We start from the raw sequence: 20,647 nt of genomic DNA on the forward strand, positions 1-20,647 counted from the left end.
TTACTCTCCTTCTACGGATTCCACGAGGCGGGTCAGGCGAATCCGGTTGATCTTGACGAGCTCGCCACGAGCGGTTTCCCGCTCCTGTTCCGGCGAGTTCTCGATCCGGACCTTGACCGCGTCCCGCATGAACTCACCGGTCGCACCGGTGGCGCAGATGAGGAAGACGTGGCCGAACTTGTCCTGGTAGGCCAGGTTCAGTTCGAGGAGCTCGGTCTTGAGCTCCTCAGAGGCACCGGCCATGCCGCGCTGCTCGCGGGCGGAGGTCGGGTCTCCCGGCTTCGGCCGGCCGATCGGCGCGTGTCCACCCATCGCCTCGCCCAGGTCCTCCGCGGTGAGCTCGGCCATGGCGGCCTCGTTCGCGGAGAACAGGGTGTCGACGCTGGTGAAGGGGCGCTGGGCGAGCAGCTTGCTGCCCCATGCCGAGCTGGCACACACCTCGTGCAGCTCGGCCGTGGCCGCGCTGTCGTCCAAGGCGTTGAACCGGGTGAGACCCGGGGTCGGACTCGAAGTCACGGTAGGCCTCCGTGGCCTGTTGTTGCTTTGACGGGCTGCGCATAGCTAACGCCTTCGACAACACGGCGTCAACACTTTGTTGAAACTTCCCGTACACAAAAGCCGCCGCCCGGGTGAATTGGGCGGCGGCTCGTCACGGTGGGTCACTCAGGATTCACTCCGGGTTGGTCCCGGCGGACCCTTTGGGAGCCTCACCGGAGCCCTTCGGAGTGCTTGAGTCCCTGTTCAGGTAGTTGTAGACCGTGAAGCGGCTTACGCCCAGGGCGCCGGCGACCGTTTCCACACCGTGCCGGACCGAGAAGGCGCCGCGCGCCTCCAGTATCCGCACGACGTCCTGCTTGGACTTCCGGTCGAGCTGGGACAACGGCACGCCGTGCCGGCGCTCCAGCGCCGCCAGGATGTGGTCCAGCGAGTCGGAGAGCTGCGGAAGCCGTACAGCGAGCAGGTCCTGACCCTCCCAGGCGAGCACGACGTCGTCGGGCTGGGCCAGGGACGGATCCATCAGCTCGCCGCCCATCGCGTCCACCAGCGGCTTGACCGCGGCGACGAACGGGTGATCCCTGGGCTCGGTCATGGCGTGTCCTCCCCGGTCCCGATCACATTGACCTGGAGCGAGACGCGCGTGGCTCCGGCTTCCAGGGAGTTGCGCAGCAGCGCGGCGACCGCGGTCAGCACCGCTTCGGACTCCCCTTCGGCCGTGTTGCCGAACGGGCCGACATCCACCGCGTCCAGCTGGGCCGTCTGGATGACCTCGCGAGCGGCTACGGCATGGGCAGGGGCCTCTTCTAGATCGAAGGGCTCGGTCGTGAACTCCACTCTCAATCGCACGCCGCTCAAGCTACCCGGACCAGAAGGAGTGGCGCGATAGCGCCCCCTTGAGGGGTGGCGGTCGGGCGACGGGCGGGCCGGACTTTTCGGGAGGCGGTACTTGACAACCGGGCCGCCCTGCTTGCAGTCTTCCATCAGGCAGAAACTAACTTCCGCAATACGGAAGGAGCGCACACCCCTCATGGGATACACGGACCAGCGCTTCGATGTAAATCTTTCGATCCTCTTCACGGAACTCCCGCTCCTGGAGCGTCCCGCGGCTGCCGCCGCAGCGGGCTTCACGGCGGTCGAGCTGTGGTGGCCCTGGATCGAGACCCCCACCCCCGCTCAGGAGGAGCTCGACGCCCTCAAGACCGCTCTTGAGGACGCCGGCACCCAGCTGGTGGGCCTGAACTTCTACGCCGGCCAGCTGCCGGGTCCGGACCGCGGTGCGGTCTCGGTTCCCGGTGAGGAGTCGGAGCGCTTCAACGCCAACATCAACGTGGCTGCGGACTTCGCCGCCTCGGTCGGCTGCAAGGCGCTCAACGCCCTGTACGGCAACCGCGTCGAAGGCGTGGACCCGGCCGTTCAGGACGAGCTCGCGCTGAAGAACCTGGTCGTGGCGGCTCAGGCCGCGGACCGCGTCGGCGCGATCCTCCTGATCGAGACCCTGAACAAGCCCGAGTCGCCGCTCTACCCCCTGGTGAGCGCCCCGGCCGGCATCGAGGTAGTGGACAAGGTGAACGAGGCCACCGGCCTCGGGAACGCCAAGTTCCTGCTCGACCTGTACCACCTGGCGATGAACGATGAGGACCTCTCCGAGGTCATCGAAAAGTACGCCGCCAAGACCGGACACGTCCAGATTGCGGACAAGCCGGGACGAGGTGCCCCCGGCACCGGCGAGCTGCCCCTCGAAGAGCTGCTCGACCAGCTCCAGAAGGCCGGCTACCAGGGCTTTGTCGGTCTCGAGTACAAGGCCGCCGACGCCGCCGCCTCCTTCGCATGGCTGCCGGCCGAGGCCCGCGCCGCGAAGTAAGCGGAAAAGTCCGGGCGAACAGCCAGGCACCTGACGAACTTTTCGTACGAAGCATTAAGAGAAGGACCCTCATCATGAGCAACCTCCCCAAGATCGCGTGGATCGGTCTCGGCATCATGGGCTCCCCCATGGCCGAGAACCTCCTGAAGGCCGGCTACTCGGTCACCGGCTTCACGCTGGAGCAGGACAAGCTGGACCGCCTGGCCGCGGCCGGTGGCGGCGCCGCCGGTTCGATCGCCGAGGCCGTCAAGGACGCCGACGTCATCATCACGATGGTGCCCGCCTCCCCGCAGGTCGAGGCCATCTCCTACGGTGAGAACGGCATCCTCGAGAACGCCAAGTCCGGCGCGCTGATCATCGACATGTCGTCGATCACCCCGCAGACCTCGATCGACCTGGCGAAGAACGCCGCCGCCAAGGGCATCCGCGTCATCGACGCCCCGGTGTCCGGTGGCGAGGCCGGTGCCATCGAGGCCGTCCTGTCGATCATGGTGGGTGGCGAGCAGGCCGACTTCGACGAGGCCCTCCCGATCCTCGAGGCCCTCGGCAAGGTCATCGTCCTGTGCGGCCCGCACGGCTCCGGCCAGACGGTGAAGGCTGCCAACCAGCTCATCGTCGCGGTGAACATCCAGGCGTGCGCCGAGGCCGTCGTCTTCCTCGAGAAGTCGGGCGTGAACCTCGAAGCCGCTCTGGACGTGCTCAACGGCGGTCTGGCCGGCTCCACGGTCCTGACCCGCAAGAAGGCCAACTTCCTGAACCGCGACTTCAAGCCCGGTTTCCGGATCGACCTGCACCACAAGGACATGGGCATCGTCACCGACGCCGCCCGCAACGTCGGTGCGGCCCTCCCGGTCGGCGCGGTCGTCGCCCAGCTGGTCGCCTCGCTGCGCGCCCAGGGTGACGGTGGCCTGGACCACTCCGCGCTGCTCCGCGCGGTCGAGCGCCTCTCCGGCGCCCAGATCTGAGCTCCGCTCGGATAGGCGGCCCGCTCACCGGGCCGCCACCCGCCCCGCTCTCGGGGCCCTGAGTTTCCGGATGGTGCCGGTGCTGACACCTGTCCTGTCGCGCCCAAGTGCCGGCACCGTCCGGATCACCTCTCCTCCACTCTTTCTTTCAACAAACCGTTGACGTCGAGTTCATGCCGAAATTAGGCTGTTCCGCATGACGGAAGACGAATTCCGTCAGCAGTTCCCCGTACGGAAGGTCACCATGTCGAAGCGCACGCTGACGACCGAGTCTGGCGCCCCGGTCGCCGACAACCAGAACTCCGCTACCGCCGGCGTCGGTGGCCCCCTGCTGATCCAGGACCAGCAGCTCCTGGAGAAGCTCGCCCGCTTCAACCGCGAGCGCATCCCGGAGCGCGTGGTGCACGCCCGCGGTTCCGCCGCGTACGGCCACTTCGAGGTGACCGACGACGTCACCGCGTACACCAGCGCCGCGTTCCTGAACACGGTCGGCAAGAAGACCGAGACCTTCCTGCGGTTCTCCACCGTCGCCGACTCGCTGGGTGGCGCGGACGCCGTCCGCGACCCGCGCGGCTTCGCGCTGAAGTTCTACACCGAAGAGGGCAACTACGACCTCGTCGGCAACAACACCCCGGTGTTCTTCATCAAGGACCCGATCAAGTTCCCCGACTTCATCCACTCCCAGAAGCGCGACCCCTTCACGGGCAAGCAGGAAGCGGACAACGTCTGGGACTTCTGGGCGCACGCCCCCGAGGCGACGCACCAGATCACCTGGCTGATGGGTGACCGCGGCATCCCGGCGTCGTACCGTCACATGAACGGCTACGGCTCCCACACGTACCAGTGGACCAACGCCCAGGGCGAGGCCTTCTTCGTCAAGTACCACTTCAAGACGAACCAGGGCATCCGCTGCCTGTCGGGCGAGCAGGCCGCCGAGCTCGTCGGCTCCGACGCCAACTCGCACCAGACCGACCTGCTGCAGGCCATCGAGCGCGGTGTGAACCCGAGCTGGACCCTGTACGTCCAGGTCATGCCGGCCTCCGAGGCCGCGGACTACCGCTTCAACCCGTTCGACCTCACCAAGGTGTGGCCGCACAGCGACTACCCGCTGCAGCGCGTGGGCCGTCTGGTCCTCGACCGCAACCCGGACAACGTCTTCGCCGAGGTCGAGCAGGCCGCGTTCTCCCCGAACAACTTCGTCCCGGGCATCACCGCCTCGCCGGACAAGATGCTCCAGGGCCGCCTCTTCGCGTACGCCGACGCCCAGCGCTACCGCCTCGGTGTGAACCACACCCTGATCCCGGTCAACGCTCCGAAGGCGACGAAGGCCGACAACTACGGCCGCGACGGTGTCATGGCGCTGCGCAACGGCTCGCGCTACGACAAGAACTACGAGCCCAACTCGCACCAGGGTCCGGCCGAGACCGGTCTGGCGCTGGGCGCCCCGAAGGCCGTCTCCGGCTACACGGGCACCCACGAGGCTCCGGCCCACACCAAGGACGACGACTTCTTCCAGGCCGGTGAGCTCTACCGCCTGATGTCGGAAGCCGAGAAGCAGCGTCTGGTGGCGACCATCGCCGGCGGCCTGTCTCAGGTCACCCTCGAGGACGTCATCGAGAAGAACCTGGCTCACTTCCACGCCGCGGACGCCGACTACGGCAAGCGCGTCGAGGAGGCCGTCCGCGCCCTGCGCGACGCCTGAGCCCACAAGCTGCGCCGGGATCCTGACGGGAGGTCAGGATCCGGGTGCTGAGCCCACACTGCGGACCCGGATGAGGGGTGGTACGCGGTGCGGGCAGGACGAGGACCGTGGCGAGCGTGCGAGCCAGTGCGGTGGTAATGGGTTCCGAGGCCCGTCTCTTGACCTGAGGGAGACGAAGCCGAAGTTCTCGTCGCCGTTCGCCACGGTCCCAGCCAAATCCTCTCCTCTATATACAGGGGCCACGCACAGAGCCCCCTGTACGGAGAAGAGAACCTCCCCCACCCTCTCCGCCCGGCGGTGCGAACGTCCTCTCCTGGACGCCGTCCTCACACCGCTGCGCGGGCATCGGGCCGGCTGCGCCGGCCTCCGGCCGTCGGGTTCCGCCCGACGCCACCACAACTCCGCCCGGCGGTGCGAACGTCCTGTCGCGCCAGCCTCGTACCGTCGGGCGGTAACAAGCAACACACACTCAAAGAGCCGAGTCACGGACGGTCCCGTGACTCGGCTCTTTGTCATGCGGTGGGAAACCGTTGGCGGCACCGGCACGGCGGATGACAGGGTGCGGTGCATGACGCCGCAGTACCAGATCCGCGCCGACTACGACGCCCGTACCATCGTGGTCTACCAGGCGTACTCGTCCGCGATCGCTGACGCCGCACTGCGGGCGGGGCGCTTCGTCCCGCCGTTCTCGTTCCAGCGGATGACGTGGATCAAGCCCTCGTTCCCGTGGCTGATGCACCGCAGCAACTGGGCCCGCAAGCCGGGGCAGGAGCGCGTACTCGCAGTGCGGATGACACGAGAAGGCTGGGAGCAGATTCTGTCCCAGGCCGTACGGACGACCGCGATCCCGACGGCGGTGGCTCGAGCCGCCGTGCACCTCCAGTGGGACCCCGAGCGCTCGGTACGTGGCGCGGCTCTGAACCACTACAGCATCCAGGTCGGCATCGGTCGCCACCTGATCCGCGCGTTCGCCGAGGACTGGGTCGTCAGCCTCACCGACCTCACGCCGCAGGTCCACAAGGCCGCGACGCTGGTCCGGAACGGACACGCCGCCCAGGCTCGGCGACTTATGCCGGCAGAGCGCGTCTACCCGCTGAGCCGGAGCATGGAAGAGCACCTTTCGCCGATGTAGGCCTCCGACCCGTGCGCCGTGCCGCCTGGTGGAACGGCTGCGGGACCCGGGGCCCGTAGGGGGCGCGGAACGGCCCCCGTTCCTCCTGGCGGAGGGACGGGGGCCGTTCGGTGGTGCTAGACCAGCCTGATGGGACTAGGCGGGCAGGGTGTTGCGGAGCGCGGTGGGGGCGTGACCCAGCTCGGTCGCGACCTCTTCGAACTCGGTGACGTCGCTCATGTCGACCGTCTTGCTCATCGAGATGTTGGTGATGCGCTCGAGGATGGCCTCGACGACGACCGGGACCTGGTGCTCCTGGGCCCACTTCTTGGCCGTCTCGAAGGCCTCGCCCAGCTTGTCCGGGTCGGTGACGCGGATCGCCTTGACGCCCAGGCCCTCGGCGACCTTGACGTGGTCGACACCGTAGACACCCAGCTCGGGGGTGTTGATGTTCTCGAACTCGAGGTTGACCTCGAAGTTGATGCCCAGGCCGCCCTGCGCCTGACGGATCAGGCCCAGGTAGGCGTTGTTCACGAGGACGTGAACGTAGGGGACCTTGTGCTGGGCGGCGACCGCCAGCTCCTCGATCATGAACTGGAAGTCGTAGTCGCCGGACAGGGCGACGATCGGGGTCTCCGGGTCCGCGGTGGCGGCACCGATCGCGGCCGGGATGGTCCAGCCGAGGGGGCCGGCCTGGCCACAGTTGATCCAGTTGCGCGGCTTGTAGACGTGCAGCATCTGCGCACCGGCGATCTGGGACAGACCGATGGTGGTGACGTAGCGGGTCTCGGGGCCGAACGCCTTGTTCATCTCCTCGTAGACGCGCTGCGGCTTCATGGGGATGTTGTCGAAGTGCGTGCGGCGCAGCAGCGTCGCCTTGCGCTCCTGGGCGGAAGCGGCCCAGGCGCTGAAGTCGGGCAGCTTGCCCTCGGCCTTGAGCTCCTTGGCGATCTCGACGAAGAGCTCCAGGGCCGCCTTGGCGTCCGAGGCGATGCCGAAGTCCGGGGCGAAGATCTTGCCGATCTGGGTCGGCTCGATGTCGACGTGGACGAACTTGCGGCCCTTGGTGTAGGCGTCGAGGTTGTAACCGGTGTGACGGTTGGCCCAGCGGTTGCCGATGCCGAAGACGAAGTCCGACTCGAGGAACGTCGCGTTGCCGTAGCGGTGCGAGGTCTGGACACCGACCATGCCGGCGGCCAGCTCGTGGTCGTCCGGAATGACGCCCCAGCCCATGAGGGTGGAGATGACCGGGACGTTCGTCAGCTCGGCGAACTCGACCAGCAGGTCGGAGGCGTCGGCGTTGATGATGCCGCCACCGGCGACGATCAGCGGACGCTCGGACTCGAGCAGGAACTGCAGGGCCTTGCGGGCCTGGGCGCGGGTGGCGGCCGGCTTGTAGACCGGCAGCGGCGAGTAGGTCTCGGGGTCGAACTCGATCTCGGTCAGCTGGACGTCGATCGGGAGGTCGATCAGGACCGGGCCCGGACGGCCGGAGCGCATCAGGTGGAAGGCCTCCTGGAACACGCCCGGAACCTGGGCGGCCTCCAGGACGGTCGTCGCCTTCTTGGTGACCGGCTTGGCGATCGAGGCGATGTCGACGGCCTGGAAGTCCTCCTTGTGGAGCTTCGAGACCGGAGCCTGACCGGTGATGCACAGGATCGGGATGGAGTCCGCGATCGCGGAGTACAGGCCGGTGATCATGTCGGTGCCGGCCGGGCCCGAGGTACCGATGCAGACGCCGATGTTGCCGGCCTTGGCGCGGGTGTAACCCTCGGCCATGTGCGAGGCACCCTCGACGTGGCGGGCCAGGGTGTGTGCGATTCCGCCCACGTTCTTGAGCTCGCGGTAGAACGGGTTGATCGCAGCACCGGGGACGCCGAACGCTTGTTCGACACCCTCGAGCTTGAGGATCTCCACTGCAGCGGCGGCGGCTGTCATACGAGGCATCGAGTTCTCCTGCGGGTCTGGCGGTCAGGCTTTTCCGTAATCCGGAAGTTTTGTTCTGCTATACGGAACAAACTAAGCGGCGACTCCCCACAACGTCAAGGCGGTACGGCACCCCGGAACGCACCAAAAGCCGCCGATGGGGCAGTGAGTTGTACGAAAATCCAGTGCCCGGCCAAAAATCGGGGGTCTGCCCACCCCGCCGGTGGCAGGTGGTGGACCATGGGCCTACTCACAGCGACGAAGAGCGGCGAGACGAACGACGAAGGGGGTCCGGCCCTCATGGCGGATGCGGTACCGGTGCGCTGCCCGGCGTGCCTGCGCGAGAACGGCTACGCCGCCCCGGTCTTCCCCTGCGCCTGCGGGAACCCGGTCATCCCTCCCCTGGACCTGGCGTCACCGCCCCGGGAGCTGACCCACCGCACCTGGACGGAGAGCTGGGTCACCGTGCGGTGCGAGGCCTGCGGCCGGGAGAGCGAGTGGCCGCATCCGGAGGTGGGGTGCACCTCCTGCGGGACGGTGGTGCTGGTTCCGGTGCATCCGCTGGCGCCGGCCGGCGGGCTCGGGGAGGTACGGACTCCCCCGCGTGCGGCGGAGCCGCCGGCGGCCTTCCCTGCTTCCTCCACTCCCTCTACGCCGCCTGGGACCCCTGCTTCCCCTGCCCCCTCGGCTCCTCATGCTTCCCCGGCCGCCCCGGCCGCCCCGGACCCCGCGGTGCCCCGCCCCGCCTTCCGGCCCGTGACCATCCGTACCGCCCGGGACGCGGTGGTCACCGCCGCGCTGTACCTGCGCTGGCTCGGCTTCCAGGACGTGCGCCAGCCCGACGGTCGGCCGCTCCCGTCGACGGCGGTGGACCTGCGGGCCCCCGGTCTGGTCGCCCAGGTGGACCCGACCACGGCCCCGGCCGGGCTGCGGGCGGTGGAGTGCGTCTGGCTGAACGGGCTCACGGCCTGCGCGACCAGCGTCTACTTCGCCCTCGCCGGATACACGCAGGACGCGCGCGACCGCGCGGACGACCTCGGAATACCCCTCTTCGTCATGGACCTCACGGGCATGCCCCAGCCGGTCAACGACCCGGCGGAGGACCTCCTCGGCATGGGGGCCTAGGCTCGGGGGGTATGACGTGCGTCTGCCTGCCGAGGAGAGCTTGATGAGCCTGTACGACATCCCGCTGACCACCCTGTCCGACGAGCCCACCAGCCTCGCCGCGCACAAGGGCAAGGCGATCCTGCTCGTGAACACCGCCTCGCAGTGCGGTCTCACCCCTCAGTACTCGGGCCTGGCCCGTCTGCAGTTCAAGTACGAGGAGAAGGGCTTCACCGTCATCGGTGTGCCCTGCAACCAGTTCGGCGGCCAGGAGCCGGGCAACGCCGACGACATCCAGACGTTCTGCGCGGCCGGTTTCGGCGTCACCTTCCCGATGCTGGAGAAGTCCGACGTCAACGGCGAGAACCGCCACCCGCTCTACGAGGAGCTGGTGAAGGTCCCGGACGCCGAGGGCGAGGCCGGTGACATCACCTGGAACTTCGAGAAGTTCCTGATCTCCCCCGCCGGCGAGGTCGTGGCCCGCTTCCGCCCGCGCACGGAGCCCGAGGCCGCCGAGGTCGTCGCGGCGATCGAGGCCCTGCTGCCGGCCTAGCACCACCTGGGCCGAGGGCCGGTACGGGGCTGCGCGCGCAGCCCCGTACCGGCCCTCGGTCGTTCCCCGTGTCCTTCCCCGGGGCCCTGCTGTCAGTTCACCTGCCGATCCTGGCCCGACCAGTACGGCTCGCGGAGCTTGAACTTCTGGATCTTGCCGGTGGCCGTGCGCGGGATGCCGGCGCGGAACTCGACCGTCGTCGGGGCCTTGTACCCGGCCAATCGCTCCTTGCAGTGGGCGATGATCTCCGCCTCCTCGACGGACTCCCCCTCGGCGAGGACGACGAGCGCCTTGATCGTCTCGCCCCATTTCTCGTGCGGCACGCCGATGACGGCGACCTCCGCGACCGCCGGATGGCTGAAGATCGCGTCCTCCACCTCGATCGAGGACACGTTCTCGCCGCCGGTGATGATCACATCCTTCTTCCGGTCGGAGATCGTCAGGTGGCCGTCGGCCTCGTCGACCGTGCCGCCGTCACCGGTGTGGAACCAGCCGTCGCGCAGTGCGGCCGCGGTCTCCTCCGGCTTGTCCCAGTACCCCTCCAGTACGACGTTCGACCGGGCCAGCACCTCGCCGTCCTCGGACACCCGCAGCTTGACCCCGAGCGCGGGCAGCCCCGCGCGCGACAGCCTGTGCGCCCGCTCCCCGGCCGGCAGCTCCGCGTCGGCGGGCAGGGTCCGGTTGAAGGTGAGCAGCGGAGAGGTCTCGGTCAGGCCGTAGATCTGCGTGAACTCCCAGCCGAGCTCCTCGCCCATGCGCTGGATCGTCCGGCTCGGCGGCGGGGCGCCCGCGCAGACGACGCGTACCCGGTCGCGGCCAGGGATCCCGCCCTCCCAGGTCGCCGCCGCGTCCAGCACCGTGTTCCACACGGCGGGCGCACCGCACATCAGCGTGACGCCGTGCTCCTCGACCCGGCGCAGGATCTCGGCGCCGTCGACCTTGCGCAGCACGACCTGCTTGACGCCGAGCCCGGCCATCACGAAGGGCATGCCCCAGCCGTTGCAGTGGAACATCGGCAGCGTGTGCATGTAGACGTCACGCTCCCAGACCCGGGTGTGCAGGCCGAAGGTGAGCCCGTTCACCCAGATGTTGCGGTGGGTCAGCTGCACCCCCTTGGGGCGGGCGGTGGTGCCCGAGGTGTAGTTGATCGTCGCCGTCGCGTCCTCGTCCGGGTGCGACCAGGGGCGCGGTTCCACCCCGAAGCGCATCAGCGCCGCGTCCGTCTCCGCCCCGAGGACGAAGCGGTGGCGGGCTTTGACGCCCGACAGCGCCTCGTCCAGTTCCGGGTCGACGAGCAGCACCGAGGCCCCGCTCTGCCGGACCACGTAGTCGACCTCCTCCGGCTTCAGCCGGAAGTTGACCGGTACGCAGACGCGCCCGCTCATCGGCACCGCGAACAGCAGCTCCAGCATCCGGGCGGAGTTGTGGCTGACCACCGCCACGCGCTCGCCCTCGCCGACCCCCAGCGCGTCGAATCCGGCCTGCCAGGCCCGTACGCGCTCGCCGAGCCTCCCGTACGTCGAATCGGGGACCGGTGGACCGGGCTGATCCGGCTCGTCCACCACGCCCGGACTGGACGAGAACCCCAGCTCCGCCCGGTCGAGGAAGTCCGTGACGGTCATGGGAATCCGCATTGCTCTCTCCTAGGTCCCGAATCCCGAACAGCTGCTGCCTTGCCTGGATGACGCGCCGCGCTCCGCCGATGGCCGAGGGGCCCGCCACGAACGAGAACGATCGCGGGCGATCTCGGTCGTGCCAGGCATCGTGCCGTGTCCGGCGTACGGGCCACCAGAGCGCGGCGGGACGGGGTCGCCCGGGCCGTGGCTCAGCCGCGGCGTGGCTCAGCCGCGGATGGACCCGAAGCGGACGGCCCCGCCCGCAGAGCCTGCACCCACCCCGTCGCCCATCTCCGCGAGAAGCGCCTCCCCCTCGGCCACGATCTGCGCTTTGTCGGCCTTGGACACGGAGGAGAACAGCTCGACGGTGAGCGTCCCGCTGTCCTTCCCGCCGCCCTTCCCTCCATCTTTCCCACCGTCCAGCTTCCAGAGCCCGGCGAGGAAGCCGTCGAGGAGCAGGGTGCAGTGGGCCTGGTTCCCGGACCAGGTGCTGCCCTTCAGCTCGGGCGCGATCACCCGGGAGCGGTCGGCGTGGGAGAGGAGCAGGTTGTCGAACTCGGGAAGGAAGCGGGGCGGCGCGGGCTGCTCGGCATCGGGGCGGGGCCCGTCGGGCAGATCGAAGAGCTCTACGCCGTTCTCGTCCTGGAACACCTCCAGGCCGGGCCTGAGCCGCTCGAAGGCCTCGCGCAGCCGGGTGAGCCCGGCCCACGTCTGCATGTCCTTGACGGAAGCGGGCCCGAAGGCCCCGAGGTACCGCAGCACGGCCTCATCGATCGCCGGGGTCTCCCCACTCTCTCCCTTCTCCCCACGCTCTCCCTCCTCCCCTCCGACCCACTCGCTCAAGGTGGTGAGACGGACCTGCCCGCTCTTCCCCCACACCCCGCGCGGGGTGACCTGGACGAGCGGCAGCCGGCAGCGCGCGGCGACGGACAGCGACTGCGGGTCGGCTCCGGGCCACTCCTTGAGCAGTTCCTCGCGTATCTCCGCCATGGTCCGCGGCTCGGCCTCCACGAACGCCCGCGCCCGCTCGGCCAGCCTGTCCAGGTCCACGCCGACCAGGCCCTTGCGGAAGTAGTTGATCTCCCGGTCGCGGGCGGGCTGGACGAGCGGGCGCAGGGTGAGCGCGTCGTGGACGGTGTGGGTGTGGATGGTGGACCTCATGGTGACCATCCGGACCACCTGACGGGACTCCATCAGCCCGGCGAGTTCGGCCGGCTCGAATGCGGCGAGTCGGGCGTGGAGCTGGAAGTAGGGCGGCTTCACGTTCTGTGCCTGCAGTCCCAGCAGGTGCTGCGTGGCGTCCTGCGCGGACATCTCGGCGCGGGTCAGGAGCAGCTGACGGGCGAGCGTGGCACGGTTCAGCGCACGGGTGTCGAGTACGGGACGCGTCATCTTGGAGGCCATGACAGCAACGTAGCGGCCCATGCGGACACCTTCTGTCCGCAACTCCGGACCGGTCGTACCCGCGCGCCGGACCCGCGTGGACCCCTGGGCCCATTCACCCGGATATCCTGCACCTTGCCCGTAAACACCCGTTCGACCGGGAGCTGACCTGCGATGTCGGAGCGACCAGACGACCGCCGCCCCTCGCCCCCGTCCGCCTCCGCGCCCACACCCGCCTCCGCGCCCGCGAAGCGCGGGGGATGGCGACGCCCGGCCGCACCTCCCCCCACCCCTCCCACCACACCCCCACGGGCCCCGAAGCCGCCCCCGCCGGCCCCCACCCCCGCGGACCACCGCAGCGTGGTCGACTCAGCGGTCTACCGCGACGGCGTCCGGGTCGCTTCCCCCGCCACCCTCGCCGACACCTTCCGCCGGCTGCGCGAACAGCCCGACGGCATGGCCTGGATCGGCCTGCACCGCCCAACGGAACCGGAACTCCACTCCCTGGCCGACGAGTTCAACCTCCACCCGCTCTCCATCGAAGACGCCCTGGAAGCCCACCAGCGCCCCAAACTGGAGCGCTACGGCGACACCCTCTTCGTGGTCCTGCGGGCGGCCCGCTACCTGGACGCCCTGGAGGAGGTCGACTTCGGCGAGCTCCACATCTTCGTCGGCCCCGACTTCCTGATCACGGTCCGCCACGGCGCGGCCCCGGACCTCTCGGCGGTCCGCCGCCGCATGGAGGAGTCCCCCGAACTCCTCTCCCTCGGCCCGGAAGCCGCCCTGTACGCCATCCTCGACGCGGTGGTCGACGGCTACGCCCCGGTCGTCGAGGGCGTCCAGATCGACATGGACGAGATCGAGACCGAGGTCTTCAGCGGCGACCCGGAAGTCTCCCGCCGCATCTACGAACTCTCTCGTGAAATGGTCGAGTTCCAACGCGCGACCCGCCCGCTGGTCGGCATGCTCCACAGCCTGATGGCCGGCTTCGCGAAGTACGGCACGGACGAGGAACTCCAGCGCTACCTCCGCGACGTAGCCGACCACGTCACCCACACCAGCGAACGCGTCGACGGCTTCCGCCAGGCCCTCACAGAGATCCTCACGGTCAACGCCACCCTGGTCTCCCAACAACAGAACGCCGAAATGCGAGCCCTGGCAGAAGCCGGCTTCGAACAGAACGAGGAGATCAAGAAGATTTCCTCATGGGCTGCCATTTTGTTTGCACCCACACTCGTCGGAACGATTTACGGCATGAACTTTGAGTCCATGCCTGAGCTGGGTTGGAGCCTCGGATACCCCCTTGCGATCTGCCTCATGGGGATGGTCTGCGTCAGTTTGTACGTAATTTTCAAGCGACGGGACTGGCTCTAGGCCCCTCGCGTGACGCTCAGTCACCCTTCGCACTTCGCTTTCGCATCACTCACAGATCGGCCCAGAAGCGGCCATGGGGGGGCCCTGGGGGGAATAGATGCGAGTGATCTCCTCGCCCTCTCCCGGCAAGGCTGTGACCAGGCATTTTTGCGCGTCGGCAAGCTCTGGGGGGAATCCGGGGAGGAATGGATGGTGATCGGCGCAACGAGCCCGCTCGGCTTCCTGTTCAGCGCTCCCCCGTCGAGCCGCCGACCCCGCGGCGCATCACAGACAGTGGCCTCCATGCGGTCGCCGTCCCCGCCAGACCCCGGGGTCAGAATGCCCGACCTGGCTCACGTGTCGTATGTACCGGCGACGGCAGTCGCGAGGCTTCAGTAACTCGCCACGCTGGCTTTGTTCACTTCAAGGGGCTCTGGTCCATTTCTTGTGGAGGCTCACGGACAGTGATGTCAGTGGGATGGCCGGACGCTGCCGTTGATCCGCTGGGAGGCCGACGCATCCACGACGTGCGCCAACTGGTCACTGCCATCAAGTCAGCTCGCCCAACTCTTCGGGATCTCCCCGGCCACCGTCTGCCGAGTCATCCAACACCTTCGGCGACTGCTGCTGTTGGAGCCGGCACCGACGGCGCCTACCTGGGCACCGGTCTGATCGTCCCGAACCGCAGACGAGCCGGACGCCCCCTCCTGCGCGGCCAGGAAGTGGACAATGCCGAACACCGACGCGTCGAGCACACCCTCGCCCGCATGAACGGCCGCGACAGCCGCCCGAAGGGCGACGGCCTTCACCACGCTGTCCAGGCTGTCGTTCGCCACTCTGCACAACCTCGCTCTGACCGGGTGAAAGAGAAGGTCAAACACCGCTCACGCCTACCCGCGCCGGACCTTCTGCAACGCCCCTTAGCCTCAGCGATTGGCGTCCGGTGACTCACCACAACCGCCGTAGCAGGCCACATAACCAAAGCAGGTGAATACATGAAGGGTTACCTGCATTCCCCACCCGCACGCAGGCCCGCAGAAGCCATCGAGGGTCGCGACAACCGATACCTTCCCACCTCATGGCCCTTCATCGTGGACCGAAAGTGTGCCGAGAAACCGGCCGGCACCCACAGCCACTTCACCACCGACGAACCCCCACACCCGCCCGGAACAAGGAGAAGGAAGCTATCACCACTAATCGCACCCTGACCGGGTCCCGCTGCAGCCAATTCGGGGCCGCCCCGGTCGCTCCGATTCCACTTCTTGGCCACCGGTTTCATCGCGCCCGCTCTGTGTCGAAATCCGGCCACAGATCGGCAGCCACCCGCACACACTACGGCGCAGCTCAAGCCGATTCAGAGAGGGCGGGCCCTGACTAAATCCTCCCAAATGATCGAGTCCCTGCCGAACTTGGAACAATTCTCTCATCGGTTTTCCGTCGACGCCGACCCGCCGACCCCATGTCACTCGCGACCAATACCATGAGGCCACATCCGATGCACCCTCATTAGACACATCGAGCTTTCGATTGAGGAGTGATCAGCATCACGGAGGCATACCAGTCAAAAGACCGACCAAATCGGGCGATCGCCTTCTGGATTCGTTGACAAGCAGATCTCCACGAAGGAAAAGTAGGTCTGAATTTCATCCGTTCATAACTCAGAGCGAGGACCTCCACTTTGAGGCCACTATTTCCCCCTTCGTGGCTACCCAGACAGGGGGCCTCGCGACGCGATCACCTGTTCCGGGCGCGGTTGCGTCCGGTTGCCGGTGTAGCCGTGCTGTCCCTGGGCCTTGGTCTTCTGGCGGTGCCGACTGCCGCAGCCGCCGGCGACCGCACCTTTGGCCCCGCCGATACCGACTGGCCCGCCGCACCCCCCAAGACTCGGACCGCCGACGAAACCGCCCTCGATGCAGCACGGACCCAGGCCAAGAGCACGGGCAAGCCCGTCATCGTCGGCTTTCTGACCACGGCGACTTCTGCGACCGTCGCCAACCCCGACGGCACTCTCAGCACTGATGCCTCGATTGCTCCGCAGCGAGTACGCAAGGCCGATGGCGCATGGCAGGACGTCGACCCCACGCTCGCCACCAACTCCGACGGCACGATCACGCCGACTGCCGTCCCGTCAAAACTGTCGTTCTCGGGTGGCGGTGACGGGCCGATGGCCACCATGACCACGGGTGACGGCAAGAAGCTGGCCCTCAAGGCACCGTTTGCTCTGCCGAAGCCCGTACTCAACGGCGACAGCGCCCTGTACAAGGACGTTCTGCCCGATGTCGACCTGGAACTGACCGCCACCACGCTCGGCGGCTGGCGCCAGGTCCTGGTGGTCCGTACCGCGCAGGCCGCAGCGAACCCCACGGTCAGGAAGTTGCACCTCGACGTGGTGGCCGACGGGTTGACGGTGAGTGCGGACGCGGCGGGCAACCTCAGAGCAGTCGACACCGACGGGAAAGCCCGGTTCAGCGCCCCCACACCGGTGATGTGGGATTCCGCCCCGCAGGCTGCCCCCCAGAAGGGCCCGGCCGGTCTCTCCGCCCCCGCTATGTCCGCAGACGACCAAACCGTCCCATCCACCTCTGACGGGCCTGGCGCGGGCGCCACCGTCGCCAAGGTCACTACCACCGCCACCAGTCGAGGCATCGATCTCGTCCCCGACATCAGCCTCCTCGGCCAGGGCAACGGTCCGTGGTTCATCGACCCGGGCTGGAATCCGACGACGGACAGCAACGGGTGCAGGCCTGGGCTCAGGTCCAGGAGGGGTACCCGACCACCAACGAGTACAACGGCACGCAGTACGGCCAGGACAAACCAGCCACCGGCTACTGCGGCTACATCAACTCCGAACCCGCCTGCTCACCCACGGGGCGTACCCGCGCCTACTTCCAGGTGGGCATCGAGAGTTTCCTCCACGACCGATCCGCGGTGGTGTTGGAAGCGCGGCTGAAGGCGACCATCGTCTCCTCCTCCAGCCCGTCCACACAGACACCGATGAGTCTCTACGACACCGGCACCATCAGCAACCCGACCAGCTGGAACCACCAGCCGTGCGGCACTGGTTCCGTCATGGCGGGCTGTAGGAACATCGGGACGCTGTGGGTGTCGGGCACCGGCGAGATCGACTACGGCGTCCGCGACACCATCAAGACAGCTGTCGCCAATGGCTGGCCCAACTTCACCTTTGGCTTCGCCCCCGACGATGAGTACAACAAGTACTATCGCCAGCGCTTCAGTTCCAAGAGCGGCGAGGCTCCGCACCTCGTCATCACGTACGACATCGAGCCCACCGCGACCAATCCGCGCACGAGGCCGACGCCCGGATTCGCGAGCACCGGCAGCTTCATCCCCTGCAGTCCATGGGACAGTGCCGGCTGGCTCGGCGCCAACGCCGATACAGCTCTCACAGTGAACGCCAACTCGCCCACCCAGCAGACCCTCAGCACCACGTTCAAGCTCTGGGACAACGACAACGGCAACAGCACGTCGAACTTCGTGACCGGGTGGACGGCCAGCGGCGACGTCACCGTGAACGCCGGCGCCCTGACCGACGGCCATCGCTATGGCTGGCAGGCGAAGACCACGGATGACACGCTCACCAGTGACGTCACCACCCCCTGCTTCGTCCAAGTCGATCGCACGCCGCCCACCGCCGCCGTGGCATCCATCGACTTCCCCGCCTCCGGCACGCTCAACGCCAAGCCGCTCAAGTACGCCGGAGAGGCCGGCACCTTCACCCTGACCGGCACCGATCCCGGCCCCGTCGGCGGCGGCCGTTCCTCGGGACTGGCCTGCGCCCGGTGGACCACCGACCCGATCAAGGCCGCGGCGACTGGCTGGAAGTGCACCGACACCACTGCGGGCATCGTCAAGCTGACCGGCGGAACGGCCGCCATCAGTGTCACACCCGCCCAGTGGGGCACGAACTTCCTCTACCTACAGACGCAGGACGACGCGGGCAACATGTCCCAGCCCGCCGTGTACAGCTACTACGCACCGTCCAATCCGAAGAACCCCACCAAGCCGGTCTTCGGCGACGTCAGCGGTGACAACTTCCCGGATGTCCTGCTGTCCGACTCCGCGGGCGATCTGCGCCGGATCGGCGGCGGCACCGATCCCAACACCGCTCCCAACGCACCTTTCAAGACGGCCGACGACACCGACCCCCGGGCCGGCTTCAAGGCGTCTCCGACCGGGAACGGCTGGGTGAACACCCAGATCACGCATCGCGGCAGTCTCGGGTTCGTGAACCTCGTCGACGACCTGCTGGCCCACCAGCCGGGTGGCGAGAAGCTCTATGTCTACCCCAACGATCCCAAGAGCGGACGTTTTGACGGCCAAGCCCGGAGCGTCGTGGCGAAGCCCACCAACTGCGTCGCATCGGACGGCACCACCAGCCTGCCTTGCACCGAGCACGGCTATGGAACCGACTGGTCGAAGGTCACCCAGATCGCCGCTTTCGGCGCCCTCGACGGCGACTCCGCCGTACCGGCCGCCACCGGCGGGTACGTCCTCCACCGCTCCACCGTACTGTTCGTGGAAAACGGGCGGCTGTGGCTCGCCCTGGCAGGCACCACCAACCAGCTCGCTTCCAAGGCTTTCCTGCTCTCCGCGAACGACCAGAAGTGGGACGGCTACGAGCTGATCACCCCGGGCCGCGCCGAGGGCACCGACCTGCCGACCTTGTGGGTCCGCTCCAAGTCCAGCGGCACCGTCCGCGTCCTTCCTGTCAAGGGGACGCCCTCGGCTCCCGACCTGACCGGGTTCACGAACCCCGCCCAGGGCGTTGCCCTGGCCACCATCGATCCCGCGCGTTTCCCGCGCGTCGGCTCTGACGGCGACCTCACCGGCGACCGTATTCCGGATCTGTGGGCCGTGGACACCAATCGGCAGCTCGTCTCCTGGAAGGGCATCGGCGTCGCCCCCACCACGGAGGCTCCCCACCCTGATGTCACCAGCCTCGCCACAGCCGTAACGCCTCAGGGCAATCTGAACAGGCCGTCGGCGGCTTGGGAACTGACCGGCCAGAGTGCCGACGGCACCGTGGTCAGCAGCTCAGGCTCCTTCCCGGCGACAGCTGCCAATCTCAGCTGGCCGACAGGGGTCATCGACGGACGCCGCACCAACTACGCCGCGTTCAAGGGCCCGCAGTCGACGCTCACCACAGCCACGTCGGTGATCGACACCCGTAACAGCTTCACCATCAGTACCTGGGCAAAGGCCTCGGGCGCGGGCGGTGTGATCGTCAGCCAGGACAACACCAGTACCCAGCGCAGCGACTTCCTTCTCTACCCCGACCCCGACGGCAGCACCTGGCGCTTCGCCCTCACCAACCCGACGAAGCCCGCGTCCGGTTGGCAGTACGACAACACGGACGTCATCAACGCCCAAGCCCGGGTCAACCCCGACGTCTGGACGCGACTCACCGCCGTCTACAACGCAACGACCGGAAGGATGAGCCTCTATGCGAACGGCGTACTGATCGGCTCCGGGCAACACAGCAAGACCAACAGTCCGGCACCGAACGGGCCCCTCGTCTTCGGCCGCTACCAGGCCAAAGGCGCGGCCAACCCGATGGGCCAGGGCCTGTACGGAGGCGCCGGCAACCTCGCCGTATACCCGTACGCGGCCTCCGTCACCGCTCCCGACGCAACCAGCCCCATCACTGTCTCCAGCGCCGCCACCACGTGCATCGACACCGACAACGGGCAGACCGCCGACAGCACCAAGATCCAGATCTACACCTGCAACCGAACCGCCGCGCAACAGGTCGCCCTACGTGACGACGGCACTCTCCGCATTCTGGGCAAGTGTGTAGAGGCCACAAACAGCGGCACCGACAACGAGACGCCCATCCAGCTCATGACCTGCAAGGGCACGCCCAACCAGCTGTGGCAGGCCCGCGCCAACGGCAGTTACCTCAACGTCAATGCCCAGCGCTGCCTGGAACGTCCCAACAACACGCTCAGTATCAAGACCCAACTGCAACTGTGGAACTGCGTGGACGTCGACGCCCAGCGCTGGACCACCACCAGCCTCGGGACCGCGCCACTGCCCGCGCCCGCGCCTTTGCCCGACAACGGCAAGGCGCCCACGTTGCCCTCCGGCGGCCTGATCCACAACGCCAACAGCCGCTCCTGCCTGGAAATCAACAACTCCAGCAAGGACGACGGCGCGGCGGCCCAACAATGGGCATGCCTTGGACAGGTCAGCGCCAAATGGCAATTCCGACCCACCGGCACCGAGGGCGTCTATGAGATCGTCAACGCCAACAGTGGCAAGTGCCTGGAAATCAACAACTCCAGCTCCGATAACGGGGCCCGCGCCCAGCAGTGGACCTGCAAGGGAATAGCAACCCAGAAATGGACCATCCAGTCCATTGGCGCTACAGGGAATCTGAATCTCACCAACCTCAACAGCGGAAAAACTTTGGAAATCGCCGATTCCAGCAAGATCGACGGAGCTCCCGCTCAGCAGTGGACGCACGCCCCGGACCCGAACTACCCAACCCAGAGCTGGTACCTGTAGTCATGTGCCTCGTCGGCTGACCCTCTCATCCCGAGGGGGTCAGCCGA

Annotated in this window: 15 protein-coding genes and 1 pseudogene; 10 read left to right on the forward strand and 6 right to left on the reverse strand. The window is 67.7% G+C overall.

Annotation, left to right across the window (positions count from 1 at the left end; genetic code table 11):
* The 3 genes from uraD to ACODT5_RS10920 all read right to left on the reverse strand — a co-directional run bounded on the left by uraD (position 1) and on the right by ACODT5_RS10920 (position 1,344).
* Positions 1-516, reverse strand: coding sequence for a 2-oxo-4-hydroxy-4-carboxy-5-ureidoimidazoline decarboxylase (uraD, locus tag ACODT5_RS10910; protein ID WP_422518972.1), 516 nt, complete (start codon positions 514-516; stop codon positions 1-3).
* Between the two features lie 154 nt (positions 517-670).
* Positions 671-1,090, reverse strand: coding sequence for a helix-turn-helix domain-containing protein (locus ACODT5_RS10915; protein WP_422518973.1), 420 nt, complete (start codon positions 1,088-1,090; stop codon positions 671-673).
* A complete protein-coding gene (locus ACODT5_RS10920) occupies positions 1,087-1,344 on the reverse strand; it encodes a YkoF family thiamine-binding protein (RefSeq protein ID WP_385367571.1) in 258 nt (85 codons plus the stop codon). Before ACODT5_RS10920 ends, ACODT5_RS10915 begins: the two co-directional genes overlap by 4 nt.
* A 181-nt stretch (positions 1,345-1,525) precedes the next feature.
* Here ACODT5_RS10920 and ACODT5_RS10925 point away from each other — a divergent pair, with 181 nt between their 5' ends.
* The 4 genes from ACODT5_RS10925 to ACODT5_RS10940 all read left to right on the forward strand — a co-directional run bounded on the left by ACODT5_RS10925 (position 1,526) and on the right by ACODT5_RS10940 (position 6,158).
* Positions 1,526-2,359 carry a TIM barrel protein gene (locus ACODT5_RS10925; protein WP_243339126.1) on the forward strand — a complete coding sequence of 278 codons (834 nt, stop codon included), beginning with the start codon at positions 1,526-1,528 and terminating at the stop codon, positions 2,357-2,359.
* Positions 2,360-2,433: 74 nt separating this feature from the next.
* The gene (locus ACODT5_RS10930) at positions 2,434-3,324 is read left to right on the forward strand and encodes a 2-hydroxy-3-oxopropionate reductase (RefSeq protein WP_388497615.1); all 891 of its coding nucleotides are present in this window, start codon (positions 2,434-2,436) and stop codon (positions 3,322-3,324) included.
* A 244-nt stretch (positions 3,325-3,568) separates the two neighbouring features.
* Positions 3,569-5,026, forward strand: a complete 1,458-nt coding sequence (locus ACODT5_RS10935) for a catalase (protein WP_266912575.1) — start codon at positions 3,569-3,571, stop codon at positions 5,024-5,026.
* A gap of 568 nt (positions 5,027-5,594) precedes the next feature.
* Complete coding sequence (locus ACODT5_RS10940) at positions 5,595-6,158, forward strand: DUF4291 domain-containing protein (RefSeq protein WP_422518974.1); 564 nt, start codon at positions 5,595-5,597, stop codon at positions 6,156-6,158.
* A 135-nt stretch (positions 6,159-6,293) separates the two neighbouring features.
* Here ACODT5_RS10940 and gcl read toward each other — a convergent pair whose 3' ends face one another.
* Positions 6,294-8,075 (reverse strand): glyoxylate carboligase, encoded by a 1,782-nt coding sequence (gene gcl / locus ACODT5_RS10945; protein WP_422519624.1) that lies wholly within the window; start codon positions 8,073-8,075, stop codon positions 6,294-6,296.
* A gap of 288 nt (positions 8,076-8,363) precedes the next feature.
* On the opposite strand from gcl, the gene ACODT5_RS10950 reads away from it, so the two are divergent.
* Together ACODT5_RS10950 and ACODT5_RS10955 are read left to right on the forward strand one after the other, a co-directional pair.
* Positions 8,364-9,188, forward strand: coding sequence for a hypothetical protein (locus ACODT5_RS10950; RefSeq protein ID WP_422519625.1), 825 nt, complete (start codon positions 8,364-8,366; stop codon positions 9,186-9,188).
* A gap of 43 nt (positions 9,189-9,231) precedes the next feature.
* Complete coding sequence (locus ACODT5_RS10955; RefSeq protein WP_422518975.1) at positions 9,232-9,720, forward strand: glutathione peroxidase; 489 nt, start codon at positions 9,232-9,234, stop codon at positions 9,718-9,720.
* A 92-nt stretch (positions 9,721-9,812) separates the two neighbouring features.
* Here ACODT5_RS10955 and ACODT5_RS10960 read toward each other — a convergent pair whose 3' ends face one another.
* Positions 9,813-11,354, reverse strand: a complete 1,542-nt coding sequence (locus tag ACODT5_RS10960) for an AMP-binding protein (protein ID WP_422518976.1) — start codon at positions 11,352-11,354, stop codon at positions 9,813-9,815.
* Between the two features lie 207 nt (positions 11,355-11,561).
* Positions 11,562-12,740: a winged helix DNA-binding domain-containing protein gene (locus tag ACODT5_RS10965; RefSeq protein ID WP_422518977.1), complete on the reverse strand. Its 1,179-nt coding sequence runs from the start codon at positions 12,738-12,740 to the stop codon at positions 11,562-11,564.
* Between the two features lie 153 nt (positions 12,741-12,893).
* On the opposite strand from ACODT5_RS10965, the gene ACODT5_RS10970 reads away from it, so the two are divergent.
* The 4 genes and pseudogenes from ACODT5_RS10970 (at position 12,894) to ACODT5_RS10985 (ending at position 20,600) form a co-directional block, all read left to right on the forward strand.
* A complete protein-coding gene (locus ACODT5_RS10970) occupies positions 12,894-14,093 on the forward strand; it encodes a magnesium and cobalt transport protein CorA (RefSeq protein WP_422518978.1) in 1,200 nt (399 codons plus the stop codon).
* Positions 14,094-14,713: 620 nt separating this feature from the next.
* Positions 14,714-14,936 (forward strand): annotated as a pseudogene (locus ACODT5_RS10975) (IS5/IS1182 family transposase); the annotation flags it as partial.
* Positions 14,937-15,849: 913 nt separating this feature from the next.
* The gene (locus tag ACODT5_RS10980; RefSeq protein WP_422518979.1) at positions 15,850-17,022 is read left to right on the forward strand and encodes a hypothetical protein; all 1,173 of its coding nucleotides are present in this window, start codon (positions 15,850-15,852) and stop codon (positions 17,020-17,022) included.
* Positions 16,965-20,600 carry an RICIN domain-containing protein gene (locus tag ACODT5_RS10985; RefSeq protein WP_422518980.1) on the forward strand — a complete coding sequence of 1,212 codons (3,636 nt, stop codon included), beginning with the start codon at positions 16,965-16,967 and terminating at the stop codon, positions 20,598-20,600. The genes ACODT5_RS10980 and ACODT5_RS10985 overlap by 58 nt, the downstream gene beginning before the upstream one ends.
* Positions 20,601-20,647: the final 47 nt, after the last annotated feature.

It is taken from the genome of Streptomyces tatrensis (assembly GCF_049310065.1).
Classification (GTDB): domain Bacteria; phylum Actinomycetota; class Actinomycetes; order Streptomycetales; family Streptomycetaceae; genus Streptomyces.

Excerpts from the sequence above, each read along its gene's own strand:
- ACODT5_RS10965 (WP_422518977.1), bottom strand. The coding sequence starts at position 12,740 with ATGGCCTCCAAGATGACGCGTCCCGTACTCGACACCCGTGCGCTGAAC.
- gcl (WP_422519624.1), bottom strand. The coding sequence starts at position 8,075 with ATGACAGCCGCCGCCGCTGCAGTGGAGATCCTCAAGCTCGAGGGTGTC.
- ACODT5_RS10970 (WP_422518978.1), top strand. The coding sequence starts at position 12,894 with ATGTCGGAGCGACCAGACGACCGCCGCCCCTCGCCCCCGTCCGCCTCC.
- ACODT5_RS10950 (WP_422519625.1), top strand. The coding sequence starts at position 8,364 with ATGGCGGATGCGGTACCGGTGCGCTGCCCGGCGTGCCTGCGCGAGAAC.
- ACODT5_RS10935 (WP_266912575.1), top strand. The coding sequence starts at position 3,569 with ATGTCGAAGCGCACGCTGACGACCGAGTCTGGCGCCCCGGTCGCCGAC.
- ACODT5_RS10955 (WP_422518975.1), top strand. The coding sequence starts at position 9,232 with ATGAGCCTGTACGACATCCCGCTGACCACCCTGTCCGACGAGCCCACC.
- ACODT5_RS10915 (WP_422518973.1), bottom strand. The coding sequence starts at position 1,090 with ATGACCGAGCCCAGGGATCACCCGTTCGTCGCCGCGGTCAAGCCGCTG.
- ACODT5_RS10930 (WP_388497615.1), top strand. The coding sequence starts at position 2,434 with ATGAGCAACCTCCCCAAGATCGCGTGGATCGGTCTCGGCATCATGGGC.
- ACODT5_RS10925 (WP_243339126.1), top strand. The coding sequence starts at position 1,526 with ATGGGATACACGGACCAGCGCTTCGATGTAAATCTTTCGATCCTCTTC.
- ACODT5_RS10940 (WP_422518974.1), top strand. The coding sequence starts at position 5,595 with ATGACGCCGCAGTACCAGATCCGCGCCGACTACGACGCCCGTACCATC.
- ACODT5_RS10960 (WP_422518976.1), bottom strand. The coding sequence starts at position 11,354 with ATGCGGATTCCCATGACCGTCACGGACTTCCTCGACCGGGCGGAGCTG.